This window comes from Providencia rustigianii, assembly GCF_900637755.1.
GTDB lineage: Bacteria > Pseudomonadota > Gammaproteobacteria > Enterobacterales > Enterobacteriaceae > Providencia > Providencia rustigianii.
In genome coordinates, this window is the sequence record NZ_LR134396.1 from 3,240,201 (window position 1) to 3,261,113 (window position 20,913).

Consider the following 20,913-nt stretch of genomic DNA (forward strand, 5'->3'; position numbering starts at 1 on the left):
CTTTCCCGTAGAAAAGATAAGTGTAGTGGGTGGCAATTTAAACAATAAAAAACACCTGCAATAATACTCCAAATAAGAGAGTGAAATATGACAATAGAGACAGCCGCAATAACCTCATTCGGCTCAACGAAAACGACTTCAAAGGTACTGTTTATTTGTTGGATGAGTATCTTATTCGAAGGCTATGACGTAGGCGTCATGGGCGCAGTACTGCCAACCCTCGCAGAATACAAACAATGGGATCTCAGTCCGTTAGAACTAGGCGCACTAAGCAGTTATGCACTGGTTGGTATGTTTTTTGGCGCATTTATTATTGGCACGCTGAGCGAACTATATGGTCGTCGTCGTATGCTGTTAGCCTGTGTGACATTATTCTCAATAACCATGTTAGCTGCCGCTCTTGCACCGACACCGTGGTTCTTTGGTTTAATGCGTTTTATCGGTGGTATTGGGCTTGGTGGCGTTATCCCCGTAGCCGCAGCGCTCACCATCGAATACTCCCCCGCGGAAAAACGGTCATTCAACTATGGCATCATGTACTCGGGGTATTCTTTAGGTATTTTAAGTGCTGCCGCGGTTGCCATGTGGCTACTTGAGCACTTTGGTTGGCGCAGTGTCATCGGCTTTGGTGCTTTACCTTTATTACTGATCTGGCCGATGGCTCGACTTCTACCAGAATCCCTCGAATATCTCTCTCATAAAGGGCTTCATACCGAAGCAAAACAGCTCGCGCAAAAATTGGACATGGATTATCAAGCACCTCCTGAGCAGCAGAAGCATCAACCACAAAGTCTAAAACAGATTGTCTCTGTGGTATTTGCATGGAACCATTTACGAGCCACGACGTGTTTCTGGATTGCTCTATTCTGTGGGATGTTACTGGTTTATGGTTTAAATACCTGGCTGCCATCGATTATGAGAAAAGAGGGATATAACCTCGGTTCTAGCCTGACATTCTTAATTGTGTTCAGTTTAGCGTCTGCGTTAGGCGGGTTATTCTTAGGAAAAATTGCAGATAAATATGGTGTTCGCGGTTCTGTTGCCTTTTTCTTTTTACTTGGGGCAATCGGAATTGGCTGTATGGTATTCAAACAAAATATCTATGTGAACTATGTCCTCGTCGCTTTCGCTGGTGTCGGGAGTATTTCAGCGGCATTAATCCTAACGGGCTATATTGCCAACTACTATCCATCCAAGGCTCGCGCTTCAGCAACCGGATGGGCACTGAGTTTCTCACGCATTGGCGCGATGTCGGGCCCCATGTTTGGTGCTTATATTGCCAGCCTAGGCATTGCAACTAGCTGGAATTTTATCGCATTCTCCATTGTCGCCGTGATTGCGGCTATCGCCGTCTTTTTACTGCCTCGTACTCGCCCATAGATAGCTGGCTAGTTAGCAAATAGGGGCTTATCGCCCTTATTTGCTTTTGAAATTAATACGCGAGACGGTAATGCAACTTCTCGCCTGCGGTCAACTCTGGAGAATCACTGTAATTGCTTGGTAATTCAATGAACCCATGTAATTCAGGAATGTATAATTTTTGATACCACTCTAACTCTGAACGCCGGTGCAATTGATTGCTGGCAAAATCTAATATCAAATATTTCTGTCCACTTCTCGCTGATTCCATCACTAGCAAGCCATCGTCCCAGATAACCATATCTTGCAGATGGTTATAACCCGCTTCCTTGACCAGCTGAAAATTCCCGTCTTGATACTGATAAAGGGAAAATAATCGGCGAGAAGGCTCTTGAGCCGCCAGATAAATATCCCCTTTCTGATTCTGAACCGCCTCATTAATACGAATAGGCAACCATCTATGGCTCACCACGTTTTTCTGAGCGATGTTCACCACCACTTCAAGAGACCCCATTTCATTACCGTAGCTGTACCACACAATTACATTGCCATCATGGACCGCATAAGAAAATGTTGAATTATCCGCGATTTCTTCGGGATAAAAGCGCCTCACGAGTTCGCGAGGATCCATCAAATATTGCCACGTAAGCCCTTTATCCGCGCTGGTGAAGATTTTTTGGTTGTCGATCAGGACATAAGGCTCCCCCTGACCACTTTGGTACATTTTCCCGGTAATTGCCGCATAAATGTATTCACCATACCCGTCTTTCCATGGCGTTAGCACAGTGATCGAATTGTCCGCTAAATTCACCGTCCGATGCCCATCGCGCACCATTAAAAGGCACTGGGAGTCTTCACACACCGCGTTATAAAAACTGTCGCTAAATTGCGTGATAAAATGCACACCATCTTTATTGGCAAATAACACCTGATAACTATCTTTCTGTGCAGGCGAAAACAAATCGGATCGATTGTAATAGTAGGATGAGCGGCCATTTTTCTGCGCAATAATCAGCGTGCCGCCTTTTGCAGGGTAAGTTTTGGCGTAATCATAATCTGCAATATAAGCATTGTTCTCTTGGCTATTATCTTTCCACTGCCATGACGTATCATTCCCACCAAATACCAGCATCGATGTTGAGCCTAAACACACCAAGAAAACGGCACCTGTCACCAGAAAACGCCAACTTAGAAATGGATTCATTAACGTACCTCCATGACATAAGCATCTTTACCTTGCTGGCATCGTAATAAGCTCAAGATAGCTTGGGTTTGGTAATAGCCATTACCCCGTTTCGAAAACCGATAATAAGCCGCCATACCAAGGGCAATTAAAAAACTGATACCAAGGGTTATCGAGCTGGCAAAACCAATAAATATTAGGTCATTATCGAGCAAGTACAGCCAATCCCAATAATCCCAGTGGCTTCCTCGATCGACAACATCGCTAATCGCCATCGCGCCAAACATTGCCAAAAATAGTGCCAAAATAATGCCGGTGATCCCCCATAACGCTAGATACAGCCCGCGCTCTTGCGCCATACCTCGAGCAGACAGCGTATAAGCTAAATCATCTTGGTGGTTATACATGCCAAATACGACGCTATCGGGAAACCCATTTTCAACTTTGGAGTGATAGACCTCTACCTCATCCCCTTGAGCGAGAAAAAAACTGTGGTTATTAAAGAAAGGCTTTGAGGCATCTAACTTGAGATTCAAATGGCTTTTATTCACTTGAAGCTCTATTTCATTGCGGGTGTATGTGCCCCCTCGATAATAATATTCAATCGTCTTGATACTCTTAAGATTCACTTTGCCTTTTGTCACCTGCAACGAGGTTTCAGGGATAGGCTTTTGCTTTCGATGATCTATTTTGAGCGGTTTGGAATGCGGGTTTTTAATTCCCTCAATCTGAATCAGATTTTCACCAGAATTTACCTGAAACTTGCCCGCTATCACTAAATCTAATGCACGTAAGATGGTTTTTCGTTTTCGGCTAAAAATAGTGAAAGTTTGTGAAATACACATAAACAGCAGAACGCCTCCCACAAAAGCCGCCATTGCTAATAATGACCCTAAAACAATTAACCATGTACTCTCTTCGTCATTAAACACGCAAAAGAACGCAGGGATAAAGAGGGCAACAAGCCCAAATGATAGCAGGTACTGTTTTACTAACCCTTTGTCGAATTTAAGGTTTCTATCGGGTTCCAAACGGCCATGCTCGGGATGGTAAACCCATTTCAGCCAATAGCTCCCATCATTCAGCTGTTCAGCAGAAATAATCAAAGTGTCGTCTTTATTCAATCGTTCCAAAAATATTTGGCTGTTTTCAAAATCTTCAGTATTGAAAAAGAACACTTTATCCGAGGCAATTAACCTCACCATGCCCACGGGAGTTACATTTTGGTAATCGCACTGAACAAGCTTAACGTGAAAATATTGAACACCCATTAAGATGCCTATTTGTTATAGTTAATTTAATATTATGATAATAAATAAAGGTATGCAGCCCTAGAGGAACTTTCCTTATAATAGACAAATTCAGATAATTACAGGTTCAGTAATGAAACTATCCTTACCTGATAAAGTCTATTTTGCTCTGAAAAGACATCTAGACTCTGGTAAAGGAAATAATTGCTGCTAGACTTGCGCCTATTGGCTATTTTGAATGCAATAAATCTCAAATAAATGCATTATTTTATCCTTACCGTTAACGACAACTTTGAATAAAAGCGATGACATCACAACCTGCATACAAGCAAATTCAATCTTACATTTTACGCAGTATTGATTTAGGGATTTTTAAACCTGAAACTCAGATCCCCACGGAACTTGAGTTATGCGCACAATTTAATGTGAGCCGCATGACAGTGAATAAAGCAATCTCTGAATTAAGCCAGAAAGGAATTTTGAATCGCATTGCAGGGAAAGGCACTTTTGTTGCGACCCAAAAACATGAACTACCTGTCACAAAAGCATTTGATATTTTTGATGAAATATCGACAAGCGGCAACAAATACAGTGGACACCAATTACAGCTAAAAGTGATCCCCGCCTCCTCAGAAATCGCCCTACAACTCGGGGTGACGGAAGGAAGTGAAATTGGCTATTGTAAAATGCTGCATTTCGAAAATGATATCCCTCTGATGCTTGAAGAACGCTATGTTAACCATGCCATTGTCCCTGAATTTACTCAGCAGCACTATGGGGATAACGAAACGCCCAGTGGCTATTTACAACGTCATTTTCCTGTCAGTGAAATGGAGCATACCATCGAGGCTATCTTGGCAAGTAAAGCGATTGCCAATGCGTTGTCCATCAAAGAGAATGCTCCCTGTTTACAGCTAAGCCGCCGTACTTGGACAGAAAATACCTTAATTAGCTACGTTAATATGATCAGTGCGGGTTCACGCTATAAATTAAAACTACATTCTCGTATTGATAATTAAGCGATAAAAAAAGGGGCAAACTTGCCCCAAAACGACTGATAACTCATTAATATACCTTCGATAATTCCTGTAAATATTGTTGAATATTCTCAACAGCATTCAACAAGAAATATGGTCGGTATCAACACATCAACATCACAACAAATCACTTACATACCTTGATAAATAGGGCCTTCTCCACCTTGCGGCGCTGTCCACGTAATATTTTGCCGAGGATCTTTGATATCACAGGCTTTACAATGCAGGCAGTTTTGCGCATTTATTTGCAGTTTTTCTTGCTGTTTATCATTCACAATTTCATAAACACCCGCCGGACAATATCGGGTTTCTGGTGCCGCATATTCAGTAAGATTCACCTGAATTGCTACATCAGGGTCACTTAAGCGTAAATGGCAAGGCTGCTCTTCTGCATGGTTCGTATTAGATAAAAATACCGACGAGGGTTTATCAAAACTTAATTTGCCATCAGGTTTTGGATAACTCATCGGTTGGAAATATTTGGCTTCTCTTAACCCTTGGTGATCCTCGGTTTTCAACTTTAATGTCCACGGAACTCGCCCTTTAAACAGAAGTTGCTCAGCTCCAAATAACATGGAACCTACCACCAGCCCTTTTTTCATGTATGGCTTAAAATTACGCGTCTGATAAAGTTCCTGATACAGCCAGCTATTTTCAAATTGAGACTGGTATTGGCGTTTAAATTCTTGATGGTCAATCTGTTCATCGACCCAAGATTCAAATAAGGCTTCAGCAGCTACCATGCCGCTTTTCACTGCACAATGGCTGCCCTTAATCCGTGCCGCATTGAGAAATCCAGCATCATCCCCGATTAATGCACCACCCGGAAAACTCAGTTCAGGTAAGGCGGGTAGCCCTCCTGCGACCATAGTTCTTGCCCCGTAACTGACCCGCTCGCCTCCCGCTAAAAAGGCACTAAATGCAGGATGGGTTTTCAAGCGCTGAAACTCTTCAAATGGCGACAGATAGGGATTTTCATAATTCAGACCAACCACTAACCCAACAGCAACTAAATCTTCCCCATAGTGATAAGCAAACCCGCCGCCATAAGTTTGGTTATCCAGCGGCCAGCCCACCGAGTGGATCACGAGCCCCGCTTGATGCTGTGCTTTAGGAATTTGCCAAATCTCTTTCAGCCCCAATCCATAGGTTTGTTTACCGCTATTTGCGGCTAAATCAAATCGCTCAATAAGCTGTTTACCTAACTGACCGCGACAACCTTCTGCAAAGAAGGTCATTTTTGCCATCAGATTCATTCCTGCCTGATACATCGCGGTTGGGTGACCTTGTTTATCTAATCCCATGTCCCCTGTAGTGACACCAATAACGTGTCCATTTTCATCAAACACGATTTCGGTCGCGGCAAAACCGGGAAAAATATCAACGCCAAGCTGCTCCGCTTCTGCTGCTAATGCCGCACTAATTTGTCCAAGACTACCAATCAAATTGCCATGATTTTTTAAACATGCAGGTAGCAGCGATAAAGGCAATTTATTCGCTTTATTTTCTTTCAGCCATAAAAAACGATCCTCACTGACAGGGGTCAGTGGAACAGATATTTTTTGTTGCCAATTCGCAAATAATTCATCAAGCCCACGGGGATCAATTACCGCTCCCGAAAGAATGTGCGCCCCAATTTCTGCACCTTTATCAATTAAGCAGACCGAAAGATCTCGCCCATTCTGGCTGGCTAACTGTTTTAGACGTATTGCCGCAGATAATCCCGCAGGTCCACCACCGACAATCAGGACATCAAATTCCATCGATTCTCGCTCTGGAGCCTCATTGATATTTACACTATTGTCGATAGTCATCATGTCCCTCTCTTATGCCAATGCTTTGTCGAATTCAGGCAAAATCTGGAATAAATCCCCCACAATGCCATAGTCAGCAACTTGGAAAATTGGCGCTTCAGGATCACTGTTAATTGCGACGATCACTTTGCTTTCTTTCATTCCCGCAATATGTTGGATCGCACCGGAGATCCCCACCGCGATATACAGATCGGGTGCTACGATCTTACCCGTTTGCCCAACTTGGTAATCATTTGGAACATAGCCCGCATCAACCGCTGCACGAGATGCCCCCACCGCAGCCCCCAATTTGTCAGCGATAGTTTCAAGCAGCGCGAAATTCTCACCAGAACTTAATCCTCGTCCCCCCGAAATCACCACCTTGGCAGAGCTGAGCTCAGCTCGACTCACTTGGGTCAGTGATTGGCTGGTTAATTCAGAAAGTGGCTCAATGGGCTCCACAGCGATATGTTCAACCGCTGCTGCTGCTTGCTGTACTTGGCTTCCAGAAAATGCGGAGTTACGTACTGTTATCACCACTTGGTTGCCATTATTTTGTACCGTTGCTAGAGCATTCCCTGCATAAATAGGGCGTACAAAAGTCTGAGCATCAATAATTTGGGTAATATCTGAAATTTGAGAAATACCGAGCGTTGCTGCAACCCGCGGCGCAATATTTTTGCCAAAAGTCGTCGCAGGAAACACTAAGTGGCTATAGGATTTAGCAACCGCTACGATGGCGTTAGTCATCGGTTCAGCGAGCTGATTTTTTAATTCACTTTCATCAATGGCAATGACCTTATCAACACCACCGAGAGTGGCCGCTGACTCAGCGACTTGGCTAATATCTCTCCCAGCGACTAACACATGTAAACTTCCTCCTTGGGATACAAGTTCACGGGCAGCGGTCATACAGTTATAGGTTGCTGATTTTATTGTTTGGTTATCATGCTCAACAACCACTAAAACGGATAATTGGCTCATGGTTAGGCTCCCTCGTTAAATCACTTCTTTTGCTTGCAATTCAGTCACTAATGCCGATACATCATTAAACAAGGTACATTGTCCTGTTCGTTTTTTCGGCTCCGCTACACTTAGAATTTTGACTTGCCCTAATGGCGAGAAATCCAACGTGGCGACATCAATAATTTCCAATGGTTTTTTCTTGGCCTTCATAATATTAGGGAGCGTTGCATAGCGAGGTTCGTTTAAACGTAAATCTGTCGTCACTATCGCCGGAAATCCCATGGATAAGGTTTCTAGCCCTCCATCAATTTCACGGGTCACTTGCACGCGCTCACCTTCAATCACGATTTGTGAAGCAAATGTGGCTTGAGCACATCCCAATAATGCCGATAACATTTGTCCCGTTTGGTTGCAGTCATCATCAATCGCTTGCTTGCCTAATAAAATTAAATCGGGTTGTTCTTTGGTGACTATTTTCTGTAATAGGCGAGCAATATCGAGGGGCTCCAGCACCATTTCTGTCGGTCTTTGAACCAAAATGGCACGGTCAGCCCCTATTGCCATGGCACTGCGTAATGTCTCTTGAGCGGTGGCATCGCCAATAGAAACCGCAATCACTTCCGTCGCCTTTCCGGCTTCTTTAAGGCGTACCGCTTCTTCTACTGCAATTTCATCAAACGGATTGATCGCCATTTTGACGTTGGCGAGCTCAACCCCTGAACCGTCTGCTTTGACACGAATTTTTACGTTATGGTCAATAACACGTTTCACAGCGACTAAAATTTTCATAACCACTCCTAATCACGTACTTTGTTGCTATTTGTTGGATGTTCGACCTGTTTTTCAGGTTGAGGAAGCCCATAGCAGTGAATGATTCACTACTAAGGACAACACTCGATTTATCGTTTTATTTATCAGTAAGTCAGATTCTAGGTAGGTCAATACACCCTATTTGGCTTCTGGCAATATCAGGCGGTCTGCCACTGACATAGGCCAAATCTTCACAGCGGCATAGTAAATAATTCCAGTGGCAACTAACCCAATAATCCATGAAATATCCACGCCACCGAGGCTTTCAACGAGAGGCCCGGTATAGAATCCCGTCGCAATAAATGGCATTTGAATCAGAACGCCGATAACGTAGGTGATGATGCCGACTTTATTCCAACGACCATAACGTCCATTTGGATTCGACAACTGAGGAACGTCATAGCGCCCTTTTGTCACCCAGTAATAATCCACTAAATTAATAGCACTCCACGGTGTGAAAAACGCCAGTAAGAACAGTAAGAAAGCCGAGAATAGTTTCAGGAATGAATGTTGCCCTGCTAACCCGAGTAGAGTCGAGAAGCTAACCATTAAGATGATGAAAAACAGTCGTTGACCGCGGGTAATCTGATGCTTCCCTTTGAAACCGCACCAAATCGCAGCCATCGACATAAAGCTGCCATATGCGTTCAGTGCAGTAATGGTCACTTTGCCGAAGAAAATACTGATATACAGCAGAGCCGCAATCAGCCCTGTACTGCCCAACCCAACGATATAAGAGACTTCATGTCCAGCAAACTGATTTCCCGCCAATGCAGCGGCAAAAACGCCAAGGATCATCGATGCTTGAGTACCAATCACAGTCCCGGAACCCACGGCTAAAAAGGCTTTGATGGTTGGGGTTTTGGTTGGTAAATAACGAGAATAGTCAGCAACATAAGGTCCAAATGCAATCTGCCAAGAAGCTGATAATGACATCGCAAACAGAAAATTAGTCCAATTGAAATGACGATTTTCCAATAGTACAGAAACATCATTCATATAAAATAGACGGAAAAACAGGTAGAAAAAGGCAATAACGCCAATAACACTCGCCGCTTTACCCAGTATATGGATAATTCGATAACCACAGATAGTGATCCCAATAATCACTAAACCAAAAATAATAATCCCCACCCAGTCACTTACATGCAAGAGTTGCCCCACCGCTTGACCAGCTAATACGGTACCGCTGGCAGAGAAACCCACATACATTAAGCAAACCAATAAAATAGGAATTACAGCGCCATAAACCCCGAACTGAACACGGCTGGAGATCATTTGTGGTAGACCCAGTTTAGGCCCTTGAACCGCATGCAGTGCCATGACTGCACCACCTAATAATTGGCCGATAAATAAGCCAATCAGTGACCAAAACACATCACCACCCAGTACTACGGCCAGCGCTCCGGTGACAATTGCCGTGATTTGTAAGTTAGCACCAAACCATAATGTAAATTGGCTGGATAACGTGCCATGGCGTTCTGATTCGGGAATATAGTCGATGGAACGAGCTTCGATAAGGGGAACGTTATCTTGTCGAGGCTTTTTTTGCTCAATAATATCGTTGGAAACTGTCATGGTAATTCCTCTTTAAGCAAGGCTGGCCTAAAGAATGAGACAATTAGTCGTCACGAATGAATACACTGTGTTGCAAGAGACAGCCATTCGGCGCTACGCGGATAATTTATTTTTATATCTATCCGTCATTAATAATTGAAATACATTCTTAAAACCTGATTGTTGTTGTGTTTTTATTCCATGATCCTGTTGTCAGGGACTGCGTCCTATTGATGATTTTGAAACTCCCAGCAGATACCTGTCCTATCTACTGGGTCTAACGCATGCAAATCTTTACGCATCTAATACTGCGCGAGAAATAATGATTTTTTGAATCTCGGAGGTGCCTTCAAAAATACGTAAAATGCGGGCATCTCTAACATAGCGCTCGAGGGGTAAATCACGAATATAGCCATAACCGCCGTGCAACTGTAATGCCGCATCGGTGACAAAACCGGCACACTCAGCAGCAAACAATTTTGCGGTGGCGGATTGCAAGCTAAAACGCTCACCAGAATCTCGTAACTCTGCCGCATTCCATGTCAGTAAACGTGCCGCTTCCAGCTGAGTATGCATATCGGCAAGTTTCCACTGTGTACCTTGGTAAGCCGCCAGTGGTTTTTTACCAATTTGACGCTCTTTGACCCAGCCTAATGCACTTTCCATCGCTGCACGAGCAATGCCTAGTGAGGTCGCTGCAACTTCGACACGTCCTTTATCCAAGACTTCCATTGCGGTATGAAAACCTTTATTTTCCTCCCCCAATAGTGCAGATTCAGGTAACCAACAATTCAGCGCTAACTCATAAATGGTACTGCCACGAAGCCCCATGGTTTTTTCTGGATGGGAGAATGCCACGCCTTCAGTGCCTTTTGGGATCATAAATGCACTGATCCCACGAGCTCCAGCCTCAACATCCGTTTTGGCGTATAACACAATAAAATCCGCTTCTTTGGCATTAGTAATATAGTGTTTATTCCCCCGAATACGCCAGCCACCATTTTCACGAGTCGCAACAGTTCGCATATCAGCAGGGTTAGAGCCTGCTGCGGGTTCCGTTAAGCCGAATGCCCCTAACAATTCCCCACTGGCGGCTTTCGGTAGCCAATAATTCTTTTGCTCTTCCGTTCCACCAATTAGGATAGAATCGGTCGCTAAAAAATGAGCGGTTAATGATGATGATGTCGAGGCACATGCCGCGGCAACCGCTTCAACAATCATACTCATGGCGATACTGCCGATACCAAACCCACCGTATTGTTCTGGTAAGTTAATTCCCCAACAGCCTATTTCACCCAGTGCAGTTAAGCTTTCTGCACAGAAAGTTTCTTCTTCATCATAACGTTGAGCATTCGGTTGTAAGATGTCGCGACATACTTTTTCTACCGCATCAACAATGGCGTGTTCTGTTTCGTTAATATTAAAACTCATTGGATAGTCTCCGCGCTTTTCGTCGTTATTGTTGTCGGTTTATATTCCGCATTTCCTTCCCCAAGCTGTGGCGCTCTTTGGGTCACATGGGGTTTTGTCCCATTAAAGAAAACAGGCTGAGAAATCAATGGAGTACCGCCATCATGGAGATGAGTAAGTACTTGGCGGACTTGCGCATGCTCGCTTTGGGTCGCTTGCTGTAAATTGTGGATGGGCGAAGCAGGAACCCCAGCGTTAAGCAGTAAGTCACACACTTCCTCGACACTTTTTTGCTCTGTCCAACATTCAATTTCTTGGCGTAAAGCTGCTTGGTTGATAGTACGGGTTGGATCATCCCGATAACGATGGTCTTGGGATAACGTCGGTTTTTCCATGCATTCGCAAAGACGCTGGAATAATTTTTCACTGGCAATCGCAATGACCACCAAGCCATCTTTCGCTTGGTAAGTATCAAACGGAGTGGATACCGGATGGCGATTTCCCACTAAGCTCGGTGCTTTATTGTTGGCAAATAAGTTAGAGAGTCCCGTCAGTTGCATGCTGAGCAACACATCCACCATCGCCACATCGATATATTGAGCACTTTCACCATGGCGCTCTCTGGCAAATAACGCACTGCTAATCGCCCATGCAGCAAATACGCCAGCGCATACATCACCGATAGACTCGCCGCTGCGAGTTGGGCCCGTTTCAGGGAATCCGGTCACACTCATTAACCCTGACATGGCTTGCGCGACAATGTCATATGCGGGATAGCTAGCTAAAGGGCTATTTTGTCCAAAACCCGAAATACTGGCATAAATAATCTGTGGGTTATGCTGTTTCAGACTGTCAAAGTCGATCCCAAGACGTTGAGTTACACCGGGGCGAAAATTTTCGACCACCACATCGCTCTCTTTGATCAATTGAAAGAGGATCTCGCGGTCGCTATCTGATTTCAGATCCAGTTCAATGCTGCGTTTTCCTCGGTTGATCAAACCGTAATAGACACTTTTCCCATCAATAAACGGTCCCAAATGACGGCTATCATCACCATGATCAGGCACTTCAATCTTGATCACTTCCGCACCAAGATCCGCCATCATGCCGGTGCAATACGGTCCCGCTAGAACACGGCTTAAATCAATGACTTTGATCCCCGCCAGTGGCCCTTGTCTTTTTTGAGTGGATGCAGCATTCATACTGAATTCCTTATTTAAGGCTAAACGTTGCCGACCCCATCGAGTCGGCATTCGAGATTACTTCACCATCGGCAAGTTGAGCCCTTGCTGTTTCGCACAGTTAATGGCAATGTCATAACCCGCATCCGCATGGCGCATAACCCCCGTCGCAGGGTCATTGTGCAGAACACGAGCCAAACGTTTATCTGCGGCATCCGTCCCATCACATACAATCACCACACCCGCATGTTGCGAGAAGCCCATTCCTACCCCACCGCCGTGGTGTAAGCTGACCCATGTTGCGCCGCCAGCAGTATTCAACAGCGCATTCAGTAATGGCCAATCAGATACAGCATCAGACCCATCTTTCATCGCTTCCGTTTCACGGTGTGGACTCGCTACTGAGCCTGAATCTAAATGGTCACGACCGATGACAACAGGGCCTTTTAGCTCGCCATTTTTGACCATTTGGTTAAAGGCACGACCGAGTCTTTCTCTGTCTTTAAGACCGACCCAGCAAATACGCGCAGGTAAACCTTGGAATGCAATGCGCTCACGCGCCATATCTAACCAATTGTGCAGATGCTTATCATCAGGGATCAGCTCCTTCACTTTTTGGTCAGTTTTATAGATGTCTTCAGGGTCGCCAGAAAGAGCTACCCAGCGGAATGGTCCAATACCTTCACAGAACAGAGGGCGAATGTAAGCAGGAACAAAGCCTGGGAAATCAAATGCGTTCGTTACGCCTTCATCTTTTGCCATTTGGCGAATATTATTGCCGTAGTCAAATGCCGCTGAGCCGCGTTTTTGCATTTGCAGCATGGCATCTACCTGCACTGCCATGCTTTTCTTCGCGGCTTTAGTCACTTCAGCAGGGGCGCTTTGTTGCTTTTCACGCCATTGAGCTAATGTCCATCCTTGCGGTAAATAGCCATGAATAGGGTCATGAGCACTGGTTTGGTCAGTGACTGAATCAGGTGTAATATTGCGCTTCACCATCTCGCTATACACATCCGCAGCATTGCCTAACAAGCCCACGGAAACTGGCTTACCGCTAGCTTTCGCTTCTTCGATATAGCCCAGCGCTTCATCTAATGAGGTGGCTTTTTTGTCTACATAACGGGTTCTTAAACGGAAGTCGATGCGGCTTTCATCACACTCAACCGCAATCATGCTAAAACCAGCCATGGTTGCTGCCAGAGGCTGTGCACCGCCCATTCCTCCCAAGCCTCCCGTTAAGATCCAACGACCCGACGGGTTACCATTAAAGTGTTGTTTTGCTAGAGAAATAAATGTTTCATAAGTGCCCTGAACAATGCCTTGAGAACCGATGTAGATCCATGATCCTGCGGTCATTTGTCCGTACATCATCAAACCTTTGCGATCTAATTCATTAAAATGATCCCAGTTAGCCCAATGTGGAACGATATTCGAGTTAGCAATTAAAACTCGCGGCGCATCTGCGTGAGTTGGGAAAACACCCACTGGCTTGCCCGATTGAACCAGCAAAGTTTGGTCATCTTCGAGGTTTTTTAATACTTCCAAAATTTTGTCGTAGCATTCCCAGTCACGAGCTGCGCGACCAATGCCACCGTACACAACGAGACTTTGTGGATGCTCAGCAACATCAGGATCCAAGTTATTTTGGAGCATGCGGTACACCGCTTCTGTTAGCCAGCTTTTACAGGTTTTTTGGCTACCGTGAGCCGCTCGGATCACACGCGTTGAATCTGTACGGTTTAACATTATTCAGTCCCCTATCCATCCATTTGGTTTAACTTAAAATTAACAATAAATTCAGTAAGGTCATCGTTAAGTGTGCTGCTTGCGGCTAATTCATTGCTAAGTAAACTTTTAAATTTGATATATTTATCATTAAGTTAAATTTAAATTAACCTGCCGCATGATGATTTTCCTGTTAAATCTACTTGTTCGATGAGTAAATATATATACATTTGCTTCACAAAGTATATACATTTAAATTTGAATTTTTGTACCAACAGTGAAGATGGGATAAGAAGAAAAGTTAGACAACAATAACTAGATAGCTGTTTCTACACAAAAACTTGTATATACATTTGAATTTCGACGAAGAAACAAACAAATAGCAAAAATGAGAGAAGCTTCACATTAAGTATGGGTAATCTAAGTTTGATGGAGTGCAGCAATGCGTACCATTGCAGATTAATAGCCGTAAAGTTTTACTTTGATATAATTGATAATAACACTATACACAATGCATATAAGAACATTGATTATCATTCTTTTTTGCAATATTTAGCATGTTGACTCGTTTAAAATAAAAGCAATATATGATTAACTAATAAACTATGAGTCAATTATGTCTAAAATAAATCAAGTAACAACCAGCCAACTCCATGTCACTCACCATCTAGAAAATAATGTTAAAAATGTAGAGATAAAAAAAATAAATCAAACTAATGATTCGTTTTTTAATAAATTTTGCCAACTATTTAAAAATAATACAGCACAATCTGTAACGCAAAATAGCGCGAATACATTCTTAAAACAGACTTTCTCCATCCCTGAAAATGCCCACATGATATCTGCCAGTGAACAGATAACTTACTGTTGGAATGAGTCGTTAGATAGCTATATTCCGAATGCAGCAGATCAGAAAATTGATACAAATAACCACGGTTACACGGGTAAACTTCCAGCACAATTTATTAAAGATTTCAATAGAATGAACTATAGCATGACATTTTTAGGTAATGATATGCCAGAGTTTAGCAACGAGTTTTCTCAAGAAGATAGACTGCAATTTTTCGCTGAATTTGTCACTCTTCCCCATGCTGAAAAATTGTGCCAAATTGCTCATCAAGGTCATCTCGCCGAGCCTTATATTTTACTCACTCTGAAAAATAAAAATTTTGACTTTATTATTCCTCAATCAAAAGAGAATGATAAATTAAAAGTAAACATTGAGAAAACAGAAGATAAAAAATATATTATAACCTCTAGCAATGAATATTATTTAAAACAAATTCAACCAGAAATTATTTTAGATAAGACTATTTTATTCACTGAAAGAAAAACCCACTTAATCACTAATCAACATGATCAGCTATCCTTAGACCCAAATCAGAAAGATCTTCTTACGTTTAAAATCACCCAAAAATATAATTAATACCCATGAAATAAAGCATCCCATAATTATGAATAATAATTATGGGATGCTTAGATTAAAAATATGTTTAGTTATCCACCCAAATAAGCGCTACGTACTGCTTCATTGGCGAGTAATGCTTTACCGCTATCTTCCAGAACAATATGCCCATTTTCTAATACATAGCCTCGATCGGCTAATTTCAGCGCTTGGTTAGCGTTTTGCTCCACCAGGAAAATCGTCATTCCCTCTTCCCTTAGCTGCAAAATAGTATCGAAAATTTGCATAATAATTATCGGCGCTAAACCCAGAGAGGGTTCATCCAATAAGAGTAATTCAGGTTGGCTCATCAGCGCACGTCCAATGGCAAGCATTTGCTGCTCACCGCCAGACATCGTGCCAGAACGCTGATGACGACGTTCATGTAACCGTGGAAATAGCGTATAAACACGTTCAATACGCTCATGATATTGTTGGCGATTTGCAAAGAATCCCCCCATCGCCAAGTTTTCTTCTACCGTCATCCGAGAGAAAACTCGCCGACCTTCAGGTACGATAGCAATATCTTTGCGCATGATTTGTGGCGTAGGCAACGGAGTAATATCCATACCGCGATATAACACTTGCCCTGAAGATGCCCGAGGCTCACCGCATAATGTACTGAGTAATGTCGTTTTTCCTGCGCCGTTAGCGCCTATCAGAGTAACGATTTCACCCTTCTGAATGTTCAAACTGACATTATGCAAAGCCTGAATTTTTCCATAATGGGTGGAAACTTGTTTAAATTCTAGCATTAGTAAGCCTCCCCCAAATACGCTTTGATAACATCAGGATGCTGACGTATTTCACTCGGTGAACCATTGGCCAATGGCGTACCTTGGTTCACTACATAAATACGATCAGAGATACCCATCACCAACTTCATGTCATGTTCAATCAAGAGGATTGATACATTATGATGTGTACGTAACTCCGCAATCAGCTCATCCAAATCATTGGTTTCTTTTGGATTCAATCCTGCCGCCGGCTCATCTAACATCAGAATTTCCGGTCGTGTGACCATGCAGCGCGCAATTTCGAGTCGGCGCTGCTGCCCATAGGCTAGATTTCCTGCTTGGCGGTTAGCAAATTCTAATAGATTGACACGTTCAAGCCATTTAACCGCATTATCTACCGCTTCCGCCTCGGCACGACGAAAAGCTGGAGTTTTCAATAACCCGGAAAAAATCCCATTTTTCAAATGTTGATGCTGAGCGACTAATAGATTTTCAATCACCGTCATCTCTTTAAATAAGCGAACATGCTGAAAAGTACGGATGACGCCAAGACGAGCAATACCTTGACCTGATAAGCCTTCTAAATGTTTGTCACGATACATAATCGTGCCGCTAGTCGGTTTATAAAATCCCGTTAAGCAGTTGAATATCGTCGTCTTACCCGCACCGTTAGGGCCAATCAAGGAGACTATTTCCCCTTGGTTTAAGGTTAATTCAACATTGTTTACCGCCAACAAACCACCGAACCGCATAGTTAGGCCTGTGACTTGCAACAAAGGCGTCGCTAAATTTGTCATGATGCTCCGCCTCCTTGCGCATTTTTCAGTTTCATATGGCGACGTTGCATCGGTAATAAGCCTTGTGGCCGCCAGATCATCATCAATACCATTAGAGCACCTAGCAATAACATGCTGTACTCATTCAGATCTCGCATCATTTCCCGCGATACGACGAGAATAATCGCCGCTAATATCACCGATGTTTGTGAACCCATCCCTCCAAGCACCACAATCGCTAACACGAATGCGGATTCCGCAAACGTAAATGATTCTGGGCTAATAAATCCTTGCCGTGCAGCAAATAATGCCCCTGCGAACCCAGCAAATGCCGCACTGATAGTAAAGGCGGTTAGTTTAATTCGAGTTGGACTTAAACCAAGAGAGCGGCACGCGATTTCATCTTCGCGTAGCGCTTCCCACGCACGCCCTAGAGGCATACGTAATAATCGATTGATCACGATAAAAGTGAGTACGACGAGTAATAACGCCACAAAGTAGAGGAAAATAATCCGGTCACCAGGGTTATAATCTAAGCCGAAAAAATTATGGAACGTATCCCAGCCATCTTTGGCTGTGCGGCTAAATTCTAATCCAAAAAATGTTGGTTTAGGTAACTGGCTGATCCCATTAGGACCACCTGTGATTTCCGTGTTATTCAGTAATAGAATACGCACGATTTCCCCAAAGCCGAGGGTCACTATCGCCAGATAGTCACCTCTTAGCCTCAAAACAGGAAAACCGAGTAAGAATCCAGCTAATGCCGCCGTGATCCCTGCAATGGGTAAGCTTTCCCAAAAACCAAAATCATAATAGTGGTTTAGCAAACCAAAGGTATACGCGCCGATGGCATAAAAGCCTGCATAACCCAAAACCAGTAAACCTGATAACCCAACAACCACGTTCAGCCCCAAACCAAGCATCACGTAGATTAAAGTCAGCGTCGCAATATCCACACTGCCCCGAGAGACTATAAATGGCCAAATGATCGCCGCAACGATAATGAGTATACCGATAATTTTTTGTCTAACTGAACCCCCATCAAAATCAGGTAAAGCCCAAGACTGCTTAGGTACGCCTTGCCAGACTTTACTCAGAGCGGGACGGATCAATTGATACACAAAAATGATCCCAATACCGGCAAAGATCCAATTCCAACGAACTGAGTCTCCTGATTCAACCACTAGTTTGGTACCATCAAGGCTTAACTTCAGCCCCATCATAAATACCGCTAAGATGAAAAAAGTGACAGAGGCAATAATGGCGCTGATCCAGTTTTCTTTTCTCATACTTTTTCGACCTCCGGGCGGCCCAGAATACCGGTCGGCATGATTAACAGAACGCCAATCAATAGCCCGAATGAGACAACATCTTTATATTCTGTACTTAAATAAGCAGACGTCATGGCTTCAGAGACACCAAGGATCAAACCGCCCAACATTGCGCCCGGAATACTGCCAATTCCGCCTAGCACTGCCGCTGTGAAAGCTTTCATTCCTGCCATAAACCCAATGTAAGGGTTGATAACACCGTAAAATTGCCCCAGTAAAACACCCGCAACCGCAGCCATTACCGCACCAATAACAAAGGTCAATGAAATAACACGATCTGTATTGATCCCGAGTAAACTCGCCATTTTTAAATCTTCAGCACAAGCACGGCAAGCACGACCCATTCGGGAATAGCGGATAAACAGCGTTAAGGCCAACATGGATAGAAATGTTACGATCCAGATAACTAGCTGCATTTTAGATATTGTGGCTTCAAAACCGTCACTTTCACCTAGTACCCACTGCCCAGTGATCAAACTGGGTAAAGCCAGATCACGAGAACCTTGGGATAGGCTGACGTAGTTCTGCAAGAATATCGACATCCCGATCGCAGAGATCAGCGCAATCAAACGCTTAGAATGGCGAACAGGTCGATATGCAACACGCTCAATACTCCAACCATATGAGCTAGATACCACAATTGCCGCAATAAACGCGGCCGCAATTAAGATCCAACCCACATCGATCCCCAGCATCATTAAGCCAGCAATCGCAATAAAAGAGACGTAACTGCCAATCATGTAAACTTCGCCGTGAGCAAAGTTGATCATCCCGATGATGCCATACACCATGGTATAGCCAATAGCTATCAGGGCGTAGGTGCTCCCTAATGTTAAGCCGTTGAGGAATTGCTGAATAAAATACAGAATTTGGTCTGACATAAGATTATCCTTTCGAACTACTGTCCCTCTATGGAGAGCAGAAGCCGGAAGCCCGTTATTAGGCTCCCAGCTCATCGCTTGACGACTTAATATTTCTCAACTCGAGGGAATTACTCTATCGGTGTAGAGGTTCCATCTTTGTGCCACTCGAACACACCAAATTCAAAACCTTTCAAATCACCGTTTGGCTGCCAGCTCAATTGCCCCATAACGGTATCCACAGGATTCGCTTTCAAATCTTTCGCTAGCACTTCAGGCTCTAAACTTCCAGTGCGCTGCATTGCGGTGGTTAAACCTTGAATAGCTGCATAAGTTGTCCAGACGAATGGTCCCGTAGGATCTTCTTTTTTCTTTTTCAGTGCATCGACTATCGGTTGGTTAGCTGGCAGTTGGTCATAACGTTTTGGTAGCGTCACTAACATACCTTCAGATGCATCACCCGCGATATTCGATAACGAAGAGTTGCCCACACCTTCAGGTCCCATAAAGCGAATATTTAGACCAGATTGCTTAGCTTGACGCAGAATTTGCCCCATTTCCGGGTAATATCCCCCAAAGTAAACAAAATCGACGTTCTCTTTTTTCAGTTTTGCCACGAGTGCAGAGAAATCTTTGTCCCCAGCGGTAACCCCTTCAAACATCACTTCTTTAGTGCCTGACTTATTCAAACTTTCACGCACTGAACGAGCCAAACCTTCACCGTACTGTTGTTTGTCATGAATCACAGCAATGCGTTTAGGTTTAATTTTTTCGAGGATATATTTTGCCGCAGTAGGCCCTTGGTCAGAATCTAAGCCCGTCGTACGCATGATCAACTGATAACCACGGGTGGTTAAATCTGCATTTGTCGCTGCTGGAGTGATCATGATGATGCCTTCATCTTCATAAATATCGGATGCTGGCTGAGTTGAAGAAGAACACAGATGCCCGATGACATGGCGAATACCGTCGTTAATGACTTTGTTTGCCACCGCAACCGCTTGTTTTGGATCACACGCGTCGTCGTATTCGACAGCAACTAATGTGTCTCCGTTAATTCCACCTTTCGCATTAATATCAGCGATCGCTTGGCGAGCGCCAGTAAACTCCATATCACCATATTGAGCGACAGGACCGGACATCGCACCAACAACCGCGATTTTAATCTCTTTCGCCCATCCTGCTGGACTTAATGCCATTGCGATACAGCCGGCCAATAATGCTTTATTAATATTCTTCATTCTTGCGTCCCCGCCATCGTGGTTATGAGTGTTTGTGATTGATTTATAATCAGTTATTATAGGTGACAGGTTCATTGCCTGATATTTCAAAACATAGCCAATAAGGCTATATATTTCATATCATTAAACAAGAGAATTATGCTAAATAGCAAATGGATATAGTAGCTATTTACATCAGATACAGAATAAAAAACTAATGGTAAAAAGTGTATTTTTTGTAAATACTAGTGTTATATTCCAGTTAAATTTACCT

The 20,913-nt window shown here is 43.6% G+C and carries 17 protein-coding genes; 3 read left to right on the forward strand and 14 right to left on the reverse strand.

The annotated features are described in order from the left end of the window. Positions 1-87 precede the first annotated feature (87 nt). Complete coding sequence (locus EL244_RS14910; protein ID WP_006814273.1) at positions 88-1,380, forward strand: MFS transporter; 1,293 nt, start codon at positions 88-90, stop codon at positions 1,378-1,380. 52 nt (positions 1,381-1,432) lie between these two features. Here the strand turns inward: EL244_RS14910 and EL244_RS14915 are convergent, their stop codons facing one another. Further along, the gene (locus EL244_RS14915; RefSeq protein ID WP_126461899.1) at positions 1,433-2,563 is read right to left on the reverse strand and encodes a hypothetical protein; all 1,131 of its coding nucleotides are present in this window, start codon (positions 2,561-2,563) and stop codon (positions 1,433-1,435) included. After that, on the reverse strand, positions 2,563-3,813 hold the full coding sequence (locus EL244_RS14920; RefSeq protein ID WP_126461902.1) for a hypothetical protein: 1,251 nt from the start codon (positions 3,811-3,813) through the stop codon (positions 2,563-2,565). Before EL244_RS14920 ends, EL244_RS14915 begins: the two co-directional genes overlap by 1 nt. Positions 3,814-4,097: 284 nt before the next feature. Here EL244_RS14920 and EL244_RS14925 point away from each other — a divergent pair, with 284 nt between their 5' ends. After that, positions 4,098-4,811, forward strand: a complete 714-nt coding sequence (locus EL244_RS14925; RefSeq protein ID WP_126461905.1) for a UTRA domain-containing protein — start codon at positions 4,098-4,100, stop codon at positions 4,809-4,811. Between the two features lie 149 nt (positions 4,812-4,960). On the opposite strand, the gene EL244_RS14930 is transcribed toward EL244_RS14925, so the two are convergent. From EL244_RS14930 to hutU, 7 genes are all read right to left on the reverse strand, one after another. Further along, entirely contained in the window at positions 4,961-6,643 is a 1,683-nt protein-coding gene (locus EL244_RS14930) for an electron transfer flavoprotein-ubiquinone oxidoreductase (RefSeq protein WP_126462870.1), read from the reverse strand. A 12-nt stretch (positions 6,644-6,655) separates the two neighbouring features. Then, positions 6,656-7,606, reverse strand: a complete 951-nt coding sequence (locus EL244_RS14935) for an electron transfer flavoprotein subunit alpha/FixB family protein (protein WP_126461907.1) — start codon at positions 7,604-7,606, stop codon at positions 6,656-6,658. 15 nt (positions 7,607-7,621) lie between these two features. Continuing rightward, positions 7,622-8,377, reverse strand: a complete 756-nt coding sequence (locus EL244_RS14940; protein WP_126461910.1) for an electron transfer flavoprotein subunit beta/FixA family protein — start codon at positions 8,375-8,377, stop codon at positions 7,622-7,624. A gap of 159 nt (positions 8,378-8,536) precedes the next feature. After that, a complete protein-coding gene (locus tag EL244_RS14945) occupies positions 8,537-9,976 on the reverse strand; it encodes a purine-cytosine permease family protein (RefSeq protein ID WP_006814280.1) in 1,440 nt (479 codons plus the stop codon). Between the two features lie 273 nt (positions 9,977-10,249). After that, positions 10,250-11,386 carry an acyl-CoA dehydrogenase family protein gene (locus EL244_RS14950; protein WP_006814281.1) on the reverse strand — a complete coding sequence of 379 codons (1,137 nt, stop codon included), beginning with the start codon at positions 11,384-11,386 and terminating at the stop codon, positions 10,250-10,252. Further along, entirely contained in the window at positions 11,383-12,567 is a 1,185-nt protein-coding gene (locus EL244_RS14955) for a CaiB/BaiF CoA transferase family protein (RefSeq protein WP_126461913.1), read from the reverse strand. Before EL244_RS14955 ends, EL244_RS14950 begins: the two co-directional genes overlap by 4 nt. Positions 12,568-12,624: 57 nt before the next feature. Continuing rightward, positions 12,625-14,292, reverse strand: coding sequence for a urocanate hydratase (gene hutU, locus EL244_RS14960; RefSeq protein WP_126461916.1), 1,668 nt, complete (start codon positions 14,290-14,292; stop codon positions 12,625-12,627). Positions 14,293-14,887: 595 nt separating this feature from the next. Here hutU and EL244_RS14965 point away from each other — a divergent pair. Beyond that, entirely contained in the window at positions 14,888-15,697 is an 810-nt protein-coding gene (locus EL244_RS14965) for a hypothetical protein (protein ID WP_126461919.1), read from the forward strand. 71 nt (positions 15,698-15,768) lie between these two features. Here EL244_RS14965 and livF read toward each other — a convergent pair whose 3' ends face one another. The 5 genes from livF to EL244_RS14990 form a co-directional block, all read right to left on the reverse strand. After that, positions 15,769-16,470, reverse strand: coding sequence for a high-affinity branched-chain amino acid ABC transporter ATP-binding protein LivF (gene livF, locus EL244_RS14970; RefSeq protein ID WP_006814286.1), 702 nt, complete (start codon positions 16,468-16,470; stop codon positions 15,769-15,771). After that, positions 16,470-17,249 carry a high-affinity branched-chain amino acid ABC transporter ATP-binding protein LivG gene (livG, locus tag EL244_RS14975; protein ID WP_006814287.1) on the reverse strand — a complete coding sequence of 260 codons (780 nt, stop codon included), beginning with the start codon at positions 17,247-17,249 and terminating at the stop codon, positions 16,470-16,472. The genes livF and livG overlap by 1 nt, the downstream gene beginning before the upstream one ends. Then, positions 17,246-18,517, reverse strand: a complete 1,272-nt coding sequence (locus EL244_RS14980) for a high-affinity branched-chain amino acid ABC transporter permease LivM (protein WP_006814288.1) — start codon at positions 18,515-18,517, stop codon at positions 17,246-17,248. The genes livG and EL244_RS14980 overlap by 4 nt, the downstream gene beginning before the upstream one ends. Further along, positions 18,514-19,440, reverse strand: a complete 927-nt coding sequence (gene livH / locus EL244_RS14985; protein ID WP_039854771.1) for a high-affinity branched-chain amino acid ABC transporter permease LivH — start codon at positions 19,438-19,440, stop codon at positions 18,514-18,516. The genes EL244_RS14980 and livH overlap by 4 nt, the downstream gene beginning before the upstream one ends. 110 nt (positions 19,441-19,550) lie before the next feature. Then, on the reverse strand, positions 19,551-20,660 hold the full coding sequence (locus EL244_RS14990) for a branched-chain amino acid ABC transporter substrate-binding protein (protein WP_039854774.1): 1,110 nt from the start codon (positions 20,658-20,660) through the stop codon (positions 19,551-19,553). Positions 20,661-20,913 lie beyond the last annotated feature (253 nt).

Excerpts from the sequence above, each read along its gene's own strand:
- EL244_RS14910 (WP_006814273.1), top strand. The coding sequence starts at position 88 with ATGACAATAGAGACAGCCGCAATAACCTCATTCGGCTCAACGAAAACG.
- EL244_RS14915 (WP_126461899.1), bottom strand. The coding sequence starts at position 2,563 with ATGAATCCATTTCTAAGTTGGCGTTTTCTGGTGACAGGTGCCGTTTTC.
- EL244_RS14920 (WP_126461902.1), bottom strand. The coding sequence starts at position 3,813 with ATGGGTGTTCAATATTTTCACGTTAAGCTTGTTCAGTGCGATTACCAA.
- EL244_RS14925 (WP_126461905.1), top strand. The coding sequence starts at position 4,098 with ATGACATCACAACCTGCATACAAGCAAATTCAATCTTACATTTTACGC.
- EL244_RS14930 (WP_126462870.1), bottom strand. The coding sequence starts at position 6,643 with ATGACTATCGACAATAGTGTAAATATCAATGAGGCTCCAGAGCGAGAA.
- EL244_RS14935 (WP_126461907.1), bottom strand. The coding sequence starts at position 7,606 with ATGAGCCAATTATCCGTTTTAGTGGTTGTTGAGCATGATAACCAAACA.
- EL244_RS14940 (WP_126461910.1), bottom strand. The coding sequence starts at position 8,377 with ATGAAAATTTTAGTCGCTGTGAAACGTGTTATTGACCATAACGTAAAA.
- EL244_RS14945 (WP_006814280.1), bottom strand. The coding sequence starts at position 9,976 with ATGACAGTTTCCAACGATATTATTGAGCAAAAAAAGCCTCGACAAGAT.
- EL244_RS14950 (WP_006814281.1), bottom strand. The coding sequence starts at position 11,386 with ATGAGTTTTAATATTAACGAAACAGAACACGCCATTGTTGATGCGGTA.
- EL244_RS14955 (WP_126461913.1), bottom strand. The coding sequence starts at position 12,567 with ATGAATGCTGCATCCACTCAAAAAAGACAAGGGCCACTGGCGGGGATC.
- hutU (WP_126461916.1), bottom strand. The coding sequence starts at position 14,292 with ATGTTAAACCGTACAGATTCAACGCGTGTGATCCGAGCGGCTCACGGT.
- EL244_RS14965 (WP_126461919.1), top strand. The coding sequence starts at position 14,888 with ATGTCTAAAATAAATCAAGTAACAACCAGCCAACTCCATGTCACTCAC.
- livF (WP_006814286.1), bottom strand. The coding sequence starts at position 16,470 with ATGCTAGAATTTAAACAAGTTTCCACCCATTATGGAAAAATTCAGGCT.
- livG (WP_006814287.1), bottom strand. The coding sequence starts at position 17,249 with ATGACAAATTTAGCGACGCCTTTGTTGCAAGTCACAGGCCTAACTATG.
- EL244_RS14980 (WP_006814288.1), bottom strand. The coding sequence starts at position 18,517 with ATGAGAAAAGAAAACTGGATCAGCGCCATTATTGCCTCTGTCACTTTT.
- livH (WP_039854771.1), bottom strand. The coding sequence starts at position 19,440 with ATGTCAGACCAAATTCTGTATTTTATTCAGCAATTCCTCAACGGCTTA.
- EL244_RS14990 (WP_039854774.1), bottom strand. The coding sequence starts at position 20,660 with ATGAAGAATATTAATAAAGCATTATTGGCCGGCTGTATCGCAATGGCA.